14 protein-coding genes are annotated in these 17,311 nt (G+C 65.9%); 6 read left to right on the forward strand and 8 right to left on the reverse strand.

Translation table 11 applies throughout. From position 1 onward, the window contains the following. Positions 1-597: 597 nt before the first annotated feature. On the reverse strand, positions 598-1,485 hold the full coding sequence (locus tag U0C82_RS16400) for a DMT family transporter (protein ID WP_416186706.1): 888 nt from the start codon (positions 1,483-1,485) through the stop codon (positions 598-600). Between the two features lie 262 nt (positions 1,486-1,747). On the opposite strand from U0C82_RS16400, the gene U0C82_RS16405 reads away from it, so the two are divergent. Both U0C82_RS16405 and U0C82_RS16410 read left to right on the forward strand, forming a co-directional pair. Then, the gene (locus tag U0C82_RS16405; RefSeq protein WP_322188584.1) at positions 1,748-3,043 is read left to right on the forward strand and encodes an adenylosuccinate synthase; all 1,296 of its coding nucleotides are present in this window, start codon (positions 1,748-1,750) and stop codon (positions 3,041-3,043) included. A gap of 50 nt (positions 3,044-3,093) precedes the next feature. After that, a complete protein-coding gene (locus U0C82_RS16410) occupies positions 3,094-4,986 on the forward strand; it encodes a hypothetical protein (RefSeq protein ID WP_322188586.1) in 1,893 nt (630 codons plus the stop codon). 129 nt (positions 4,987-5,115) lie between these two features. On the opposite strand, the gene U0C82_RS16415 is transcribed toward U0C82_RS16410, so the two are convergent. From U0C82_RS16415 to U0C82_RS16430, 4 genes are all read right to left on the reverse strand, one after another. Further along, positions 5,116-5,331: a hypothetical protein gene (locus tag U0C82_RS16415; protein ID WP_322188588.1), complete on the reverse strand. Its 216-nt coding sequence runs from the start codon at positions 5,329-5,331 to the stop codon at positions 5,116-5,118. Further along, positions 5,324-5,971, reverse strand: a complete 648-nt coding sequence (locus U0C82_RS16420; RefSeq protein WP_322188589.1) for an acyl-homoserine-lactone synthase — start codon at positions 5,969-5,971, stop codon at positions 5,324-5,326. The genes U0C82_RS16415 and U0C82_RS16420 overlap by 8 nt, the downstream gene beginning before the upstream one ends. An 82-nt stretch (positions 5,972-6,053) precedes the next feature. Beyond that, positions 6,054-6,785: a helix-turn-helix transcriptional regulator gene (locus tag U0C82_RS16425; RefSeq protein WP_322188590.1), complete on the reverse strand. Its 732-nt coding sequence runs from the start codon at positions 6,783-6,785 to the stop codon at positions 6,054-6,056. Positions 6,786-7,176: 391 nt separating this feature from the next. Continuing rightward, positions 7,177-9,249, reverse strand: a complete 2,073-nt coding sequence (locus U0C82_RS16430) for an NAD(+) synthase (protein ID WP_322188592.1) — start codon at positions 9,247-9,249, stop codon at positions 7,177-7,179. Between the two features lie 273 nt (positions 9,250-9,522). Here U0C82_RS16430 and U0C82_RS16435 point away from each other — a divergent pair, with 273 nt between their 5' ends. Further along, the gene (locus U0C82_RS16435; RefSeq protein ID WP_322188594.1) at positions 9,523-12,231 is read left to right on the forward strand and encodes a bifunctional acetate--CoA ligase family protein/GNAT family N-acetyltransferase; all 2,709 of its coding nucleotides are present in this window, start codon (positions 9,523-9,525) and stop codon (positions 12,229-12,231) included. Positions 12,232-12,243: 12 nt separating this feature from the next. Then, complete coding sequence (locus U0C82_RS16440; protein WP_322188596.1) at positions 12,244-12,699, forward strand: methyltransferase family protein; 456 nt, start codon at positions 12,244-12,246, stop codon at positions 12,697-12,699. 28 nt (positions 12,700-12,727) lie between these two features. On the opposite strand, the gene chrA is transcribed toward U0C82_RS16440, so the two are convergent. The 3 genes from chrA to U0C82_RS16455 all read right to left on the reverse strand — a co-directional run bounded on the left by chrA (position 12,728) and on the right by U0C82_RS16455 (position 15,531). Continuing rightward, positions 12,728-13,903, reverse strand: coding sequence for a chromate efflux transporter (gene chrA, locus U0C82_RS16445; protein ID WP_322188597.1), 1,176 nt, complete (start codon positions 13,901-13,903; stop codon positions 12,728-12,730). A 147-nt stretch (positions 13,904-14,050) separates the two neighbouring features. Further along, positions 14,051-14,485, reverse strand: coding sequence for a DUF4112 domain-containing protein (locus U0C82_RS16450; RefSeq protein ID WP_322188599.1), 435 nt, complete (start codon positions 14,483-14,485; stop codon positions 14,051-14,053). Between the two features lie 230 nt (positions 14,486-14,715). Beyond that, positions 14,716-15,531, reverse strand: a complete 816-nt coding sequence (locus U0C82_RS16455) for a glycoside hydrolase family 25 protein (RefSeq protein ID WP_322188601.1) — start codon at positions 15,529-15,531, stop codon at positions 14,716-14,718. A 281-nt stretch (positions 15,532-15,812) separates the two neighbouring features. On the opposite strand from U0C82_RS16455, the gene U0C82_RS16460 reads away from it, so the two are divergent. Together U0C82_RS16460 and U0C82_RS16465 are read left to right on the forward strand one after the other, a co-directional pair. After that, entirely contained in the window at positions 15,813-16,526 is a 714-nt protein-coding gene (locus U0C82_RS16460; RefSeq protein WP_322188603.1) for a DnaJ family molecular chaperone, read from the forward strand. After that, a complete protein-coding gene (locus U0C82_RS16465; protein ID WP_416186707.1) occupies positions 16,526-17,302 on the forward strand; it encodes a peptidoglycan recognition protein family protein in 777 nt (258 codons plus the stop codon). The genes U0C82_RS16460 and U0C82_RS16465 overlap by 1 nt, the downstream gene beginning before the upstream one ends. Positions 17,303-17,311: the final 9 nt, after the last annotated feature.

A 17,311-nucleotide genomic window follows, 5' to 3' on the forward strand; every position in this document is an offset into this window, starting at 1 on the left:
CGTAAAATGCCATCGGCGCACGGCGGTGTAGGAGCCCATCCAGTGACGAACACCAAAGAAGCGTCGTCATCCCGGGCCTGACCCGGGATCCATTCCGCTGGACGGCCGACGGGTGAGGTTTCCCTTTGCCCCCACCGCATAGCTGCACGGGCTCCGGAATGGATCCCGGCTCGGAGGCCGGGATGACGAGAACGCGGAGCTTTTGTCTGACCTGGCCAAGCCCAGTGCCCGGCTACGGCCGATTGCACCCGGTTACCGCGTACCGAGGCTGGTCAAACAGGTATGCCGAGTAACGGTCTTCGGCATCGAGTGTGCCGATGCAATTGTCGCCTGCACGGCGACGACCCCTGACCCGTAAAATGCCATCGGCGCACGGCGGTGTAGGAGCCCATCCAGTGACGAACACCAAAGAAGCGTCGTCATCCCGGGCCTGACCCGGGATCCATTCCGCTGGACGGCCGACGGGTGAGGTTTCCGCTTTGCCCCCACCGCATAGCTGCACGAGCTATGGAATGGATCCCGGCTCGGAGGCCGGGGTGACGATAAGGGCAGGCGCTCCGTCCGAGCGGCGCCGACCGTGTCCATCCGGGCTGTCGCCTACACCGCCCGCCGGCCACCCCGCTCCGCCAGCAAGATCCCCCCGATCACGAAGGCCAGCGCGGCGAGATGGTAGCCGTGAAGGGTCTCGCCCAGGATCAGCACGGCGAGGATCGCGCCGTAGATCGGCACCAGATTGACGAAGAGGTTGGCCCGGTTGGGGCCGATGGCTTCGACGCCCTTGATGTAGAGGGACTGGGCGATGAGGGCGGGGAAGATGGCCGTGTAGAGGGCGGCGGTGAGGCCCTGGGCGTCCGGCAGGTTGGTCGCGCCCAGCGCGTATTCGGCAAGGGCGAAGGGGATGGCGGCGATAAGGGCTGCGACCGAGAGGCAGAAGATCGTCGATTGCCAGGACAGGTTCGGCTTGTATCGCAGGGCCACCGTATAGGTGCCGTAGACGAGCACGCCGAAAAGCATGAGCGCGTCGCCCCGGTTGAGCGAGAGGGTGAGCAGCGTCGTCAGGTCTCCGTGCGATGCGGTCAGCGCCACGCCGACGAAGGTGAGCAGGAAGCCCGCCACCTGGAAGGCCGTCACCCCGGTGCGAAACAGGAGGAAGTTGAGGACGAAGACGATGAGCGGCATCGAGGATTGCTCGATCGTGACGTTGATCGCCGTCGTATAGTTCAGCGCCGTGTAGAGCGAGGCGTTGAAGAGGGTGAAGCCGCAGGCGCCCAGGAGAAACAGCGTCACGAACCGTTCGCGCACGACCGGCCAGTCGGCCTTGACGTGAGAGAGCGCGAAGGGCGCCATGAACAGGCATGCGAAGGTCCAGCGGATGAGGGTGAGGAGCATGGGCGAGACGTGTCCCGCCGCCAGCTTGCCGGCGATCGCATTGCCGCCCCAGAACAGGGTGGTGAGCGCGAGCAGGGTGTAGGGATGGGCGAGGATGCGAATCATCGCCCCTTCTAGCGCCGGGTCGGGCGCGATGAAACCTTGCCGTGACGGCCCGTCGCGACGGCCGCATCGCCGTCGATGACCGCGCCGTCGGCAGCCGAACCCGCCGTGGCGCAAGCGGCGGGCAAGGCTGGCGCTGCAAATTCGGGCAAAAGTCCAAAGAATCAGCCCCAGGCGTTCGCATCTGCCGGATCGGTTCTCTATAGTCCACGCCGCCCCGGTGTGGGCGAACCCGTTGAAGCAGGAGTGCATAACCATGGCCAATGTCGTCGTCGTCGGATCGCAATGGGGCGACGAGGGAAAAGGCAAGATCGTCGACTGGCTGTCCGAGCGGGCCGACGTCGTCGTGCGCTTTCAGGGCGGCCACAATGCGGGCCATACCCTCGTCATCGACGGGACATCCTACAAGCTGTCGCTGCTGCCCTCGGGCATCGTGCGCGAGGGCAAGCTCTCGGTGATCGGCAACGGCGTGGTGTTCGACCCGCATGCCTTCGTCAGCGAGAAGGCGCGGCTCGAAGCGCAGGGCGTCACCATCGAGCCGAGCAATCTGCGCATCGCCGACAATGCCGCGCTGATTCTCTCGGTGCACCGCGAGCTCGATGCCGCGCGCGAGAACGCCGCCGCCAAGGGCATGAAGATCGGCACCACCGGCCGCGGCATCGGCCCGGCCTACGAGGACAAGGTGGGACGGCGCGCGATCCGCGTGATGGATCTTGCCAATATCGACGGTTTGCCGGCGCGCATCGAGCGGCTCCTGACCCATCACAATGCGCTGCGCCGCGGGCTCGGCGAACCGGAGATCGAGCATCAGACCATTCTGGAAGAGCTGACGAGCGTCGCCGACCAGATCGTGCCGTTCATCGACCGGGTGTGGAAGCTGCTCGACGACAAGCGGCGCCTCGGCGCGCGCATCCTGTTCGAGGGCGCGCAGGGCTCGCTGCTCGACATCGACCACGGCACCTATCCGTTCGTGACCTCGTCCAACACCGTGGCCGGACAGGCCGCGGCCGGCTCCGGCACCGGTCCGGGGCAGGTGGGCTACGTTCTCGGCATCACCAAGGCTTACACCACGCGCGTGGGCGAGGGGCCGTTTCCGAGCGAGCAGCAGAACGAGATCGGCACCTTCCTCGGAGAGAAGGGGCACGAATTCGGCACCGTGACCGGGCGGAAGCGCCGCTGCGGCTGGTTCGATGCGGTGCTGGTGCGCCAGGCGGTCGCGATCAACGGACTGTCCGGTCTGGCGCTGACAAAGCTCGACGTTCTGGACGGGCTCGAGGAGATCAAGGTCGTCACCGCCTATCGGCTGAACGGTGAAGTGATCGACTATCTGCCGGCAAGTCTATCCGACCAGGAAGCGCTCGAGCCGATCTACGAGACGCTCTCCGGATGGAGCGGCACCACACGCGGCGCCCGGAGCTGGAACGATCTTCCGGCCGAGGCCGTGAAGTATGTCCGGCACATCGAAGAGCTGGTTTCCGCGCCCGTGGCTCTTCTGTCGACGTCGCCCGAGCGGGACGATACGATACTTGTTCGCGATCCGTTTCAGGACTAGACTTCCTTCGGATTTCATTCGGCATTGGTAGAACTGGACAGTGGCGTTTCATGGCTGACTTGAGCGGCGTACTTCGCAAGACAATCGATGGTCTTCCGCGCTCGACGCCCGATATGCGCGTCCGGGTCTACGACAAGGCCCGGGCCGCGATCCAGCGGCAGATAGCGGCGGCGAATCCGCCGCTGTCCGATGGCGTGGCGCAAGCAAGGCTGAACGCCCTCGAAGATGCGATCGAGACGACCGAACAGCATTATCTCGATCTGGAGAACGGCGTCTTCGCGGACGCCGCGGGGCCTGACGAGCCGACGCATGTCGAGCCGGAGCCTTCCGCTTCGGTCGAGCCCGCCGATCCCGTTCTCCCCGCCGAGGCCAGGTCCTCGACCGAGGAGAGCGTCCAGGCCGAAGTGGTGCAGGATCGGCTGGAGGACGCTCCGCTCGCCCCATCGGATTATCCGCCGACGGACCCGATGCCGCAGGCGGGCGGCGGCCATTCGTCCTGGGGCACGCCGGGCGTGCCGGAACCCGACGAGCGCTACGATGTCGGCGAAGACGAGGGTCATGCCGCGCCCGGCGTCTATGCCGGCCAGCAGGACGCTTGGCAGGACCAGGACAGACGCCCCGAAGCGTACGAGGACGACGGCTACGCGCCCTTCGTTCCGGAGGCGGCGAGCGGTCACGACCGACGGGAGGTCGGCGCCTTCGTGCCGGCCGATGCCCAGGCCGATGCCGACTATACCCGCGACGACACCCATGACGACGAGCGCTTCCGCGACCGCGACGAGCCGGCACTCGACCGCCAGAGCTATGCCGACGAAGACGGCGCGGTGTCGATCCCCGAGGCCGATGTCTCGGGGCCGGCCTACGTGCCGCCGCGCAAGGCTCGTCACGGCAACAGGAGCGGATCGCTGCTCGCCATCGTCTCGCTCGTCGTCATCGTCGGCGGCCTCGGTGCCGCTGCTTGGCTCTACGGCGACGAGATTTCCACGGCGATCCTGGGCGAGGGCCAGGACGCGGTCGCAACGCTCGATCCGGGAGCCGACGGGGCCGATGACGCGCCAGGCGGGACACCGGCCGCAACCGGAGCCGAACCGGCCGCGGATGCGCCGCCGCCCGCAGCGAACGCCGGCCAGACGACGCGTCAGTATACACAGCGGCTGCAGCCGGACGGTACGGAGGTCGATGCGGGGCCGGCCGAGCGCGAGCCGAACCAGTTCGGCGAAGGCACGGACGTCGCGGCCGCGACCCTTGCCGAGGATCCGGGAAGCGATGGCACCACGCCGACCGTATCGAGCGAGATCGGCGGCGATCCCGCCGTTGCGGGCGCGCCCGACGCAGCCGCGGACGCCGCGCCGTCCGAAACGGCCGCGATCGACCAGGGCGCCGACGGCGCCGTCCCGGTCTCCCAGCGGACCGTGTTCTATCAGGAGCGCACGGCGGATCAGCCGGGAACCCAGGAGACCGGAAACGTCGTCTGGTCCGTGGTCAACGAACCGCCGATCGAAGGCCAGCCGCCCGAACCCGCCATCCGTGCGGTCGCCGAAATTCCGGAGGAGAACGTCACCATGACGATGACGATCCGCCGCAATGCGGACCCGACGCTTCCGGCCAGCCACGTGATCGAGATCATGTTCGACACGCCGGACGATTTCCCGGGCGGAAACGTCGCCACGGTTCAGAGGCTCGCCCTGAAACAGACCGAGCAGGCGCGCGGCGAGCCGCTGATCGGGGTGGCCGGCAAGATTTCGGACGGGTTCTTCATCATCGCCCTCAACAATCTCGACCAGGCGGTCGAGAACAATCTCGCGCTGCTCGAAAGCCAGGAATGGATCGATATTCCGATCGCCTATGCGACGGGACGGCGGGCTCTGGTTTCGATCGAGAAGGGGCTTCCGGGCGATCGCGTCTTCAAGGAAGCGATCGCGTCCTGGGATGCCAAGACCTGAGCGTGCGGCGCCCGGCCTCTTCGGGTTTCCCACGTCGACCCGCGCCCGCGAGCCTCGAACCCTGCCTAGGCACAAGGGCCCGATGGCGCGGTGATGGCTTCGCGTGATCCCGTGCCGAGGGGCGACTCGTCAGTTCGCCTTCTTCAGGCTGAGGGTCAGGTTTCCCGCTTCGTCTGAGTGCAGTTCGACGCAGAGGTCGTGGCCCGCCGTGAGGTGAAGAAAGGCCAGCATCGTCGCGGTGTCACGCCGGCCGAGCCCGATCGGCAGGTCGTTGAGAAGTTCCTGCAAGGCACGCTTTCCCGCAAGCCGCTCGTCCGTCAGGAACAGTTCGGCAAGGTCAGACATGGACGATGTCTCCCTTTCGTGCGTCGCCGCGGTCCGTCGCAAGCACGGAATGCTCGATGCCGTGCACCTTCCGCAGGCTGGCAAGCGCTTGATGGGACGGCTCGAAGCTGAAGGCCGTCAGCGACCACCGATCGTGCCGGATCGGAATGCCGAGGGGGCGGGGCGACATGCCGAACCCGATGAAGCGCGGCATCCACCAGGTTTCCCCGATGCAGCGCACGGTCTCGATCTGTTCCCGCAGCAGATATTCGAAGAGACCGCAGAACAGGATGCCGGACACGGGCGACTGCCGGCCTTCGCCGCGCCAATGGGGAACCACGAAGAACCGCGTCCATTCGTAGACGTTCGGACCGGTCGGCATGTCCGCCATGTTGGCGGCCTGGGGAAAGATCTCGCTCATCAGGGTCGGTCTTTGCGTCGGCAGAAGCCGGAGGCCGCCCACGACGCCTTCGCCGGCATTGATCGCCAGAATATAGACGGCGTCGCGATGATCGAACTGATCATATTCGCGCCCGTCTTTCACGGTCAGATCGGTCCATTGAAGCTCACCGACGAAGATGTCCGCTCTCAACCGAAAATGCTGGTCGAGTTCCGCATTGAATTTCGATCGATTGTCCGCATCGATTGCGACGACGTGCATGTTTTGCCACCTCTGTATGAGAACCGAGGCGGAAGGTGGCATGAGCCTTTAAGGCTCACTATCCCCCCAAAGGGGGACAGCACTAAACCAATAGTTGCCGGGAGCGCATTGCTTCGACGATAGTCTGCGGCACATTCTTCGTCTGAAGTTTGACTCTTGCACGTTTAACGTGCGTCTTCACGGTCTCGACCGAGATCTGCAGTTCCTTGCCGATCGTGCCCATGGTCTTGCCGCAGGCAAGGAGGTGCAGAATGTCCAGCTCGCGCTCGCTCAGCGTGGCGGATGTGGCCTGTATCCTGGCGATCCGCTCGGCCGCCCCGTGCACGTAATAGCCGAAGAGCTGCAAGGCCCGCTTCTCGAAGTCCTGCAGATCGTCCGGGCCCCCCACGAGGGAGACGACGGAGTGGAATCCGCAGTGATCGATGATGGGAATGGCAAGGCCGCGTTGCATGCCCCGCGAGGCGGCGTCGTCCATTATCTTCACGGCCTCCGGCGAAAGCTTGCCTCCGGCAGCCTCGGCCCACGAAAACGGCTCGACCGTCTCGAAACATTTCCGGGCGACCGGATCGGCCAGGTAATAACGCGAGCGATCGTAATTGTAGAGCCAGTCGTCCCAGCCCGAATGCAGGAGGACGTGCGGGCGAACGCGCTGTTCCTTCACCGGCAGCCGCGTGACGACGAAACTGTCGAAGCCGAAATCCCGGCTGAGATCGCCCACCGCGCACACGAGCCCCGCCTTGTCATCGATCGTGCGAAGGATTTCGATGACGGCGAAGACGTTCTGAATGCTTTTAAAGTCGCGGGGGATCGTCATCACGGTCTTCGTCACAGGACATGAACATTTCTTAAGAAAGCGACCCTACATCAGAAAGCGAAGTCAAACAGGATCTCGGTAGCCAGCTGACATCAAATAGCGACACTGTGTCCCACCGGGCGGTCGCAGAATCGCGCGCATTCCGTGTTTGCGGTCGCATAAAGCCGGCCCGCCGGCTAAGCGTCGAGGATTTGGAGCGCCGGGCGAAAATATAAGATCCGGTTTTTCGATCGGCCCGGCGCGCCAGGCGACAAGCCTCCAGTCGCAGGCGATGCTGATGTGTCGCCTGCGACTGTCGGACGGGTTTGACGCCGCAGCGAGCCCCTGAATGTCCGGTTCTTGGAGTCCCGCATCGACGTCGAGGCGCGAGCGGATCGCAGGCGCTTTTCGCTCAACGGCCCAATCCCGTGCGCAACTCCGCGATCCAGACGTCTGCCTTGCCGTCCGAAGGCGCACGCCAGTCGCCGCGCGGTGACAGGCTGCCCCCTTGCGACACTTTCGGCCCGTTCGGCAGCGCCGAACGCTTGAACTGCGACGTCTGGAAGAAACGGAAGAGGAATTTCTCGAGCCAATGGGCGATGGTGTCGAGGTCGTAGGCGTGCTTCTTCTCGTCGGTGAAATCGGCCGGCCAGCGGCCCGACGCCGTCGATCGCCATGCGTGCAGCGCCAGGAACGCGACCTTCGAGGGCTTCAGCCCGTGGCGCAGGATGTGAAACAGGAAGAAATCGTTGAGTTCGTAGGGTCCGATCTTCTCCTGCGTGCTCTGGATGCCGCCGCTTGCATCCTGCGGGACGAGTTCGGGAGAAATTTCCGTGTCGAGGATCGCCCGCAGCACCGCATCGGTCTCGCCGTCGAACTGGGCGGAGCGGATGCACCAGCCGATCAGATACTGGATCAGCGTCTTGGGCACGCCGGTGTTGACCGCGTAATGGCTCATCTGGTCGCCGACGCCGTAGGTACACCAGCCGAGAGCCAGTTCGGACAGGTCGCCGGTGCCGATGACGAAGCCAGCGCGCTGGTTGGCGAGCCGGAAGAGATAGTCGGTGCGCAGCCCCGCCTGAACGTTCTCGAAGGTGATGTCGTAGACCGGCTCCCCGTCGGCGAACGGATGCCCCATGTCGGCGAGGAGCTGCCTTGCCGCCGGCCGGATGTCGATCTCCTCGCACGCAATGCCCATGGCGCGCATCAGCGTCCAGGCGTTGGACCGCGTATGGTCGCTCGTCGCAAAGCCCGGCATGGTGAAGCCGAGAATGTTCTGGCGCGGCACGCCCATCCGGTCGCAGGCCTTGGCCGCCACGATCAGCGCATGGGTCGAATCCAGACCGCCGGAGATGCCGATCACCATCGTGTCGCCGGGTGTCGCCCTGTAGCGGGTGATCAGACCTTCCACCTGGATGTTGAACGCCTCGTAGCAATCCTGGTCCAGCCTGTCGGCGTCGTTGGGAACGAAGGGGAATCGCCGGATCGGGCGCGTCAGATCGGTGATCGCCGAAGCCGGCGCATGGGAGAACATCACCTTGCGAAACCGCTTCTCCGGATGCAGGCGGCGTGCCGCCGCATCGTTGAAGGTCGGCATCCGCAAGCGTTCCTGCCGGATCCGGTCGGTGTCGACGTCGCAGACGAGGATGGCGTGCGCGTGCGAGAAGCGCTCGGACTCCGCCATCAGTTCGCCGAGCTCGTAGATGCCGCCCTGGCCGTCCCAGGCGAGGTCCGTCGTGCTTTCGCCGTGTCCCGCCGCCGAATAGACGTAGGCGGCCAGGCAACGCATGGACTGCGAGGCGGACAGGAGATGGCGGTCGCGGCTCTTGCCGATCGTGATGTTCGACGCCGACAGGTTGCAAAGGACGGTGGCGCCGGCAAGGGCGCCGTCGATCGAAGGCGGGAACGGCGCCCAGTAATCCTCGCAGATTTCGGCATGGACGACGAAACCGGGCATCCCGCTGGCGGCGAACAGCAGATCGGGACCGAAGGGCACGGCTTTCCCGGCGATCTCGATCGTCAGGCCCTCGGTGCCGTCGCCGGACGCGAACCAGCGCTTTTCGTAATATTCCCGATAGTTCGGAAGATAGGTCTTCGGGACGACCCCGAGGATCGCGCCGCGATGGATGGCGACGGCGCAATTGTAGAGCCGGCCGTTCCGCTCGAGCGCTGCGCCGACGAGAAGCAGCGGCGTCAGGGTCTGGCTGGCTTCGGCAAGCTGTTTCAGCTGGGTCCATGTTCCCGCGATCAGGGCATCCTGAAGATGGAGATCGTCGTTGGCATAGCCAGACAGGGACAATTCGGGAAAGACGAGGAGATCGGCATGGCGGTCCGAGGCCTCCCGTGCCTGATCGACGATGGCACGCGCGTTGAAGGCGGGATCGGCGTTGCGAACCGCCGGCGTCGCGACGGCCACGCGGACGAAGCCGTGCGTGTGAATATCGAAGAAGGCGTCGGGAACGGGAGGGGTGTTCGAGTGTGGCATGGCTGGGTCCCGTTCTCGTATCGTCACGTTGGTGCCGATATAACAGGCCCGGTGACGTTCGGCGAACCCTCTGCGGAAGGGCTCGACACGTGGGCGGTTTCCGGCGATCGGCAAGACTGCCCCATCGTCGCGCCGGCCGGCGGGCTGTTGCATGTGGGGCCGGCGACGACATCTCATGGCGAGGGGTGGGGCGCCTTGCGACCGGGCGAGGTGCGGACCGCCGAAGCGAATTCCTGCCCGGATCCGAAGTCCCCACATGCGTGGAGAAAGCCCATGACGACCCGAAACTTCGACAAGCTGTTCCGGCCGAAATCGATTGCCCTGATCGGCGCGAGCGCAAAGCCGGGCACGGTCGGGGCGGTGCTGTGCGAGAACCTGCTGTCGGGCGGGTTCAAGGGCGAGGTCTGGCTGGTCAATCCGAACCGGGCGGCGATCATGGGGCGCGAAACCTTCGCCTCCGTCGCCGGACTTCCCGGCGTGCCGGATCTCGCCATCGTCGCGGTCAAGGCCTCGCGCGTGCCAGAGACCATCGGTGCCCTGTGCGAACGCGGGTGCCGCGCGGCCGTCGTCGTGTCCTCCGGTTTCGGGGCGTTCGACGATACGAGCGCGGTCTTCCAGGATGTGCTTGAGATCGCGCGCCCCTGCCTGATGCGCATTCTCGGTCCGAACTCGCTGGGTTTCATCGCCCCCCATCTCGGCATCAATGCAAGCTTTGCCGCAACCGCGCCGAAAGCCGGCGACATCGCCTTGGTCAGCCAGTCCGGGACGATCATCAATACCATGCTCGACTGGGCGCAGGAGCGCTCGGTCGGCTTTTCGCAGGTCGTATCGCTCGGCGACATGGCCGATGTCGATTTCGGAGACATGCTGGACTTCCTGTCGGGCGACCGGCGGACCCGCGCGATCTTTCTCTATGCGGAGAACATCACGCAGGCGAAGAAATTCATGTCCGCCGCCCGGATCGCGTCTCGCACCCGCCCCGTGATCGTCATCAAATCGGGACGGACCGCTGCCGGGTCGCGCGCCGCGCTCAGCCATACGGGCGCACTCGCGGGCAGCGACATCGTTTACGGGGCCGCGTTCGACCGGGCCGGTCTGTTGCGGGTCAACAAGATCGAGGAGGTGTTCGAAACCGCCGAGACGCTGGCGGCCGGGGTTCGGATCAAGGGCGACGGGCTGACGATCGTGACGAATGGCGGGGCGGCCGGCGTTCTCGCAACGGACGCGCTGGAAGCCTATGGCGGTCATCTCACGGCCCTCGATGACACGGTGCTCGACGCGCTCGACCGTCTTTTGCCGCCGCAATGGTCGCGGAGCAATCCGATCGATCTTCTGGGGGATGCGGACGGGTCGCGCTACGCCGCGGCGCTCGAGGCGCTCGCCGGCCAGAACGGGCAGGGCGCGATCCTGGTGATCCATTCGCCGAATGCGGTGACGAGCGGGCCGGAGATCGCCGGCTCGGTCTCGGCCTTCAAGAACGCGCACAAGACGGTTCCGGTGCTTGCCAACTGGCTGGGGGCGAGGAATGCCCGCTCCGCCAGAGGCGCGTTCGAGGAGAACGGGATCGCCGCCTTCGAAAGCCCCTCGAAGGCGGTGCGGGCCTTCACCCATCTGGTTCGCTATCAGGCGAACCAGCGCGACCTGATGGAAACGCCCGAAGCCGGCATCTACATTTCCGGCTTTGCGATCAGGGCCGCGCGCGATCTCATCGACACCGTGCTCGCCGAGGGCCGGGCGGTCATGTCGGAGCCCGAGAGCAAGCAACTCCTCAGGCTTTTCGACATTCCGGTGATCGAGACGCGCTTTGCGAGGGACGCGGAGGAAGCGGCTCGCCACGCCGCGGCGTTCGGCGGCGCGGTCGCACTGAAGATCGTCTCGCCCGACATTGCCCACAAATCCGATCTCGGCGGCGTGCGCCTCGGCCTTCGCGGCCCGGACGAGGTCGCGGAGGCTGCCCGTCGAATGGCGGCGGACATCGCGGCACTGTCGCGGGACCTGTCTTTGACCGGCTTCACGGTCCAGCCAATGGCCGACCTGACCGATGCGCAGGAACTGATCGCAGGGATCGCGACCGACGAGACGTTCGGGCCCGTCATCCTGTTCGGCCGCGGCGGGCGGGCCGTCGAAGTCATCGGCGACCGGGCCGTGGGCCTGCCGCCGCTGAACTCCGCGCTCGCCCGCCGGATCATCGACCGCACGCAGGTCTCGAAAGTGCTGGCCGGCTACGGCAGCGTACCCGCCGCGCCCTCGGGCATCATCACGGACATTCTGGTGCGGCTGTCGGAAATGGTGGTTCACCTGCCGCAGATCGTCGAGCTCGACATCAACCCGCTGCTCGTGCGGTCGGACAGCGTGCTCGCGCTCGACGGCCATGTGGCGGTGCGGCCGATGACGGGAGGCGCCGACCGCCTGTCGATCCGCCCCTATCCCCATGCCCTGGAGCGGGCCAGCGAACTGAAGGACGGCGAGCGCTACGTGCTTCGTCCGATCCGTCCCGACGACGAGACGGCGCTTGCCGAAATGGTGTCGCTCACCGACCCCGACGATCTCAGGCTGCGTTTCATGGGGCCGATGAAGCAGTTTCCGCACGAGATGGCGGCCCGCTTCACGCAGATCGACTACGACCGGGAAATGGCGCTCGTGGCGACGCGGTCGGGCGCGGCCTATGGCCGGGCGGAAGTGTTCGGCGTGGTTCGCCTCATCGCCGATCCCGAAAACGAGAAGGCCGAATATGCGGTTCTCGTGCGCTCCGACATGAAGGGCAAGGGTCTCGGCTACGCACTGATGAACGCCATTCTGGATTATGCCAAGCAGCGCGGGCTGAAACAGGTCTATGGTGAGATATTGCGGGAAAACACCAACATGATCCGCATGGCGCGCAATCTCGGGTTCGAGACCGGCAAGTTCGAGCTTGGCTCGGACGTGGCCCATGTCGTCTTCGACGTGGACAAGGCGGCCGGACGCCGGAACGACGACGAATAGGACAGGACGCCCATGGCGATGCGCGACAGATTTCCCGATCTTCCCCCCGTCTGGGCCGCCGGCTTCTTCGCCGCCGAATGGATCGTGGCGGACGTCCTGCCGATCGTGGCGTTCGGACAGCCGGTGACGGCGCTCCTGGGGGCCATGCTCGCAGTCTGCGGATTCGCCATCGCGATCTGGGCGGCGATCTGGTTCGGCCGGAAAAAGACCGCGATCGAGCCGGGCGAGACGCCGAAGGCGCTCATCGTCGAAGGTCCGTTCCGCATCAATCGCAATCCGATCTACACCGGCATGGCGCTGGTTCTTCTCGGCGTCGCGGTCTGGCTGGGTGCGCTGAGCGCGGTGATCGTCGCGCTCGGCTTTCCGTTCGTGATCACGGCCCGCTTCATCCGGGACGAGGAGGCTGCCCTTCGCAAGGCGTTCGGCCAGAAGGCCGAGCGCTATTTCGCCGGCACGCGGCGCTGGTAGGCGCGCCCGCGCCCGGACTTGGTGCCGATCACAGAACGATCGGTCCGCCGATCGCCGCGACGAGAACGACCGCGACCGGCGGCGCTTTCCAGCCGTGCAGCATGACGAAGCAGAGGCTTGCCAGCGCGAAGCTCGGCAGACCCTCGATGCCGCTCGTGAACACCGGATCATAGAGCGCGGCCGCCAGAATGCCGACGACGGCCGCGTTCGCGCCGGCAAGCATGGCGCGGATGCGCGGCGATGCGGACAGGGCGTTCCAGAAGGGCAGCACGCCGACGAGAAGCAGCATGCCGGGCACGAAGACCGCGACGAGCGCAAGCGCGCCCCAAACCGGGCCGCCGGCCTCGGTTCCGAGATAGGCCGCGAAGGTGAAGAGCGGACCCGGCACCGCCTGCGCGGCGCCGTAACCGGCCAGAAACGCGTCGTCCGATACGAAGCCGGGCGCCACCGTCTCGGCTTCGAGAAGCGGCAGGACGACGTGGCCCCCGCCGAAGACGAGAGCGCCGGCGCGGTAGATGCCGGACAGCAACTCGGCGAGCGGCGCCGTCGCCGCAAGCAGCGGCAAACCTGCAAGCAGCAGCGCGAAGACCGCAAGGCAGCCGATCGCCACCCTCCGCGAAACTGCCAGGCCCATGGACGCTTCGTCCGGGATCCTGCCCGCCTCGAGCAACAGCCATCCGGCCACCGCTCCGGCGACGATCGCCGCGATCTGACCGATCGGCCCTGGAGACAAAGCGAGAATTGCGATCGAGAGGACGGCGATGCCGGCGCGCTTCGCATCGGGGGTGAGGGCGCGGGCCATGCCGGCAAGCGCATGGGCAACGACCGCGACGGCCGCGATCTTCAGCCCGCCGATGATCTGGGCGCCGAGCCCATCGCTGAGCGTTCCGGCCGCATAGGCGAAGAGCATGAGGGCGAAGGCCGAGGGCAGGGTGAAGGCCGTCCAGGCGAGCAGCGCACCGACATATCCGCCACGCGACAGGCCGATCGCGAAGCCGAGCTGGCTCGAGGCGGGGCCAGGCAGGAACTGGCAGAGCGCCAGAAGGCTTGCGAACCGGTCCTCGCTGATCCAGCGGCGCGAGACCACGAACGCCTCCCGGAAATAGCCGATATGGGCGATGGGACCGCCGAAGGCGGTAAAGCCGAGCTTCAGGAAGGCGAAGAAGATGTCGCGGCGCTGACGGGTCGGCTGCTGGTCGTCCACGGGTCCCTCGCTTCATCGCGCTTCACCCCTTGCGGCATCGACCGCGGGGCCCTCGGATCGGGGCACCGCTCTTTCAAGGCCACCACCACCGAAGCGTCGGATTGACAGGCGGATATGACAATCGTGCGACAGTCGCGGTCGGCGGGTTCAGCGACGCGGGGGCGTCTTCGGCGTGATGTCCTTCATCTCGCGGCCCTCCGCCACATGGTCCCGCATCTCGTGTTCGCCGAAATGATCGGCGATGATGTCGAAGTTGCGTCGGTTGGCCTTGAAGTAGAGGTCGAAGGCATCGCCCAGAAGCGGGATCGAGCCGAGACCGACATCGACGCCGACATTGGCGAGCATGCGGACGATCTTGGCATTGGGCATGCCGAGACGGCGCGCCTCGTTGATCATCCACAGCGAGATCAGGCCGCCGCCGGCATCGCCGATGCCCGGTATCAGGCCGACGATGGCGTCGCCGCCGAACCGGATACCGGTTCCGGGAATGCGGACCGCCGTATCCATCAGCCGCGCGACCTTTCCGATCCGCTTCAAGCGGCGGCGGCGGTCGGCTTCAAGGAGAGTGTCGGTGGTCGTCATGGTCGCCTTAACCTCGCGAAACGTGCATCGACCGCCGATATGGGGATCGCGGCGCGCCGGCACAAATCGGCGGCGCCGGAAGCGGTCGCGACTTGGCGAGGACGGCGGAGTTTTGAACGCGTCGGACGGGCCGGACCGCGAGCCCAGGCCGGAGCTTGGGAAAGCGGCGCGGATCGATGACCCGCGCCGTCCTGTCCGGTGACGGTTCGCCGGGCCGGCGCTTCAGCCCATCAGCCGTGGCGGTGGTGGCTCAGCCACTTGTTCCAGTCGGCCCGGGTTCCGGCGAAGGCGTTCTTGTCGACGCCGCCGCGAATGCCGGGGACCGATCCGGTTTCGGTATATTGCCAGAAGCGGAATTTGCGGCGTTCGTAGACATTGTCCGGATGATCGCGCACGGCGCGCGCCCAGATCTCGTGGCTGTTGGTCGCATCGACCCATCGCTCGCGATGGACGTCGATCGGGATGTACAGTACCGGACGCTGGCCATAATGGGCTTCCAGCTTGTCGGCCATCGACAACACGTCCCTTATGAGTTCGTCGCGCGGGGGCCGTTTCGTGCAGGTCGGAGAGAACGGCGTCCATTCGACGTCGATGACCGGGGGCAGCGCGCCGGGATCCTTCGGCACGTTGCGGATGAACCAGTCGGCCTGCTCCGTTCCCGGCCGGCAATGGTACCAGAAATGATAGGCGCCGCGCGGAACGCCCGCGCTCTTGGCCTCGCGCCAGTTCTCGAGGAAGCGGGTATCGAGCTGGTCGCCCCCTTCGGTGGCTTTCAGATAGGCGAACTCGATGCCGGAGCGGGCGACGGTCTGCCAGTCGATGTCGCCCTGATATTTCGACACGTCGATGCCGTGCACGGGATAGTCCCCCGGCGTCTTTCCCTTGAACTCGCTCAAGGCGATGCCGGGATAGCCGAGACCGAGCGACTTGTTGCTGAGCGGCGTCGACGCGCTGCAGGCCTGGAGGCCGAGCGCCAGCGCGACGCCGAGAAGGCTTCGACCGATCAGGGAAGGCTTGCGGCGCCCCGCGTTTCCGGTGCCGGACACGCCACTGCGTTCCGGCCGATGCTTCGAAGCGCGCATGGCGTCCCCCCAAACTGTTCCCCGCGTTCCAAACTCGTCGGGAAAGCGGCGAAATTATTGCAATTGAGGCGTTTTCTCACGGTGCGCTGATCCGAGACTGTCGACGGGTCGTCGTGCGCGACAGAATCGTCACAGGCGGGAACGGGAAGAAGGCGTGTATGCCGCATTGCAAAAAATTTGTATGTTGAAAGCCGGTGGCGGGTGACCACTTTCCCATCCTTGGCAAGCGAGGAGCCGACGGCGCAATGGGCATATTTTCGCGATTGGGCGAACTTCTGCAGACGCTGGCCGCCTCTGGCCGGGCCACGATCGATTCGATCCTGGAGGCGCTCCGCACGGCGTGGAGCGGCGACGAGGAGACACGCAGGAGCGTCGCCTTCTCGGTCGCCATCATCGCGCTTTCGGCCAAGATGGCCAAGGCCGACGGAATCGTGACCATGGACGAGGTCGAGGCCTTCCGCGAGATTCTCGAGATCCCTCCCGAGGAAACCCGGAACGTCTTCCGCCTCTACGATATCGCCAAGCAGGATACGGCCGGCTACGAGGCCTATGCCAAACGCCTGCGCGCGTTTTGTTCGGACGGTTCCGCCGATTGTCCGCTCCTCGCGGACGTGGTCGACGGGCTGTTCCACATCGCCAAGGCCGACGGGCTGATCCACGAGCGCGAGCTCGATTTCCTTCACGACGTCTCGCGGATCTTCGGCCTTTCGGAAACCGCGTTCGAGCGCATGCAGATGCGCCATGTCCAGGGACCGAACGACCCTTATGCCGTGCTCGGCATCGATCCGGAGAGTTCGGCGAGGGAGACCCGGAAGCGGTACCTGACCCTCGTGCGCGAAAACCATCCCGACCAGCTCCAGGCGCGGGGCGTTCCGGAGGAGTTCCTGTTCATCGCCACCGAGCGGATGAAGGCGATCAATACGGCGTACGAACTCATTTCGGGAAAGAGCGCGGCGTGATCTGCGATCCGGCACTCGACTGCGAGGTTCGCCCGTCGCCGAACGTCAACGAGCGGCGGGGCGGGCTGACGCCTGATATCCTGCTTCTCCACTATACCGGGATGGGAACCGGCGATCAGGCGCTTGACTGGCTGTGCAATCGGGAAAGCGGCGTTTCGTGCCACTATCTCGTCCACGAGGACGGGCGGATCGTGCAGATGGTGCCCGAAGCCATGCGCGCCTGGCATGCCGGCGTCGGCTCCTGGCGCGGTCGCAACGACATCAACTCCACGTCCATCGGCATCGAGATCGTCAATGGCGGCCACAGCGGCGGCCTCCCCGCCTTTCCCGAACGCCAGATCGACGCCGTCGTCGCGCTTTCGAGGGATATTCTCGGCCGGCACGCCATCAGGCCGGAATTCGTGCTCGCCCATTCCGATATCGCGCCGGACCGCAAGGAGGATCCGGGCGAACATTTTCCCTGGGACGAGCTGCACCGGGCGGGAATCGGTCATCTCGTAGCGCCGGCGCCGATGCGTGGCGGACGTTACCTGTCCCGCGGCGATCGCGGCGAGCCGGTCTCGGCCTTCCAGGCCATGCTGTCGGCCTATGGCTACGGCCTTGCGATCGATGGCGATTTCGACGAGGCGACGAGGCTCGCAACGATCGCGTTCCAGCGTCATTTCAGGCCCGCGCGGGTCGACGGCGTCGCCGATATCTCGACCATCGACACCCTTCACAGGCTGCTCGCCGCGCTCGAACGCTCGCCTTTCGCCGATCGCACGCCAAGCGCGTGAGCCTGCATG

Origin of the sequence: Fulvimarina uroteuthidis (genome assembly GCF_034321785.1) — a bacterium.
Classification (GTDB): Bacteria; Pseudomonadota; Alphaproteobacteria; order Rhizobiales; family Rhizobiaceae; genus Fulvimarina; species Fulvimarina uroteuthidis.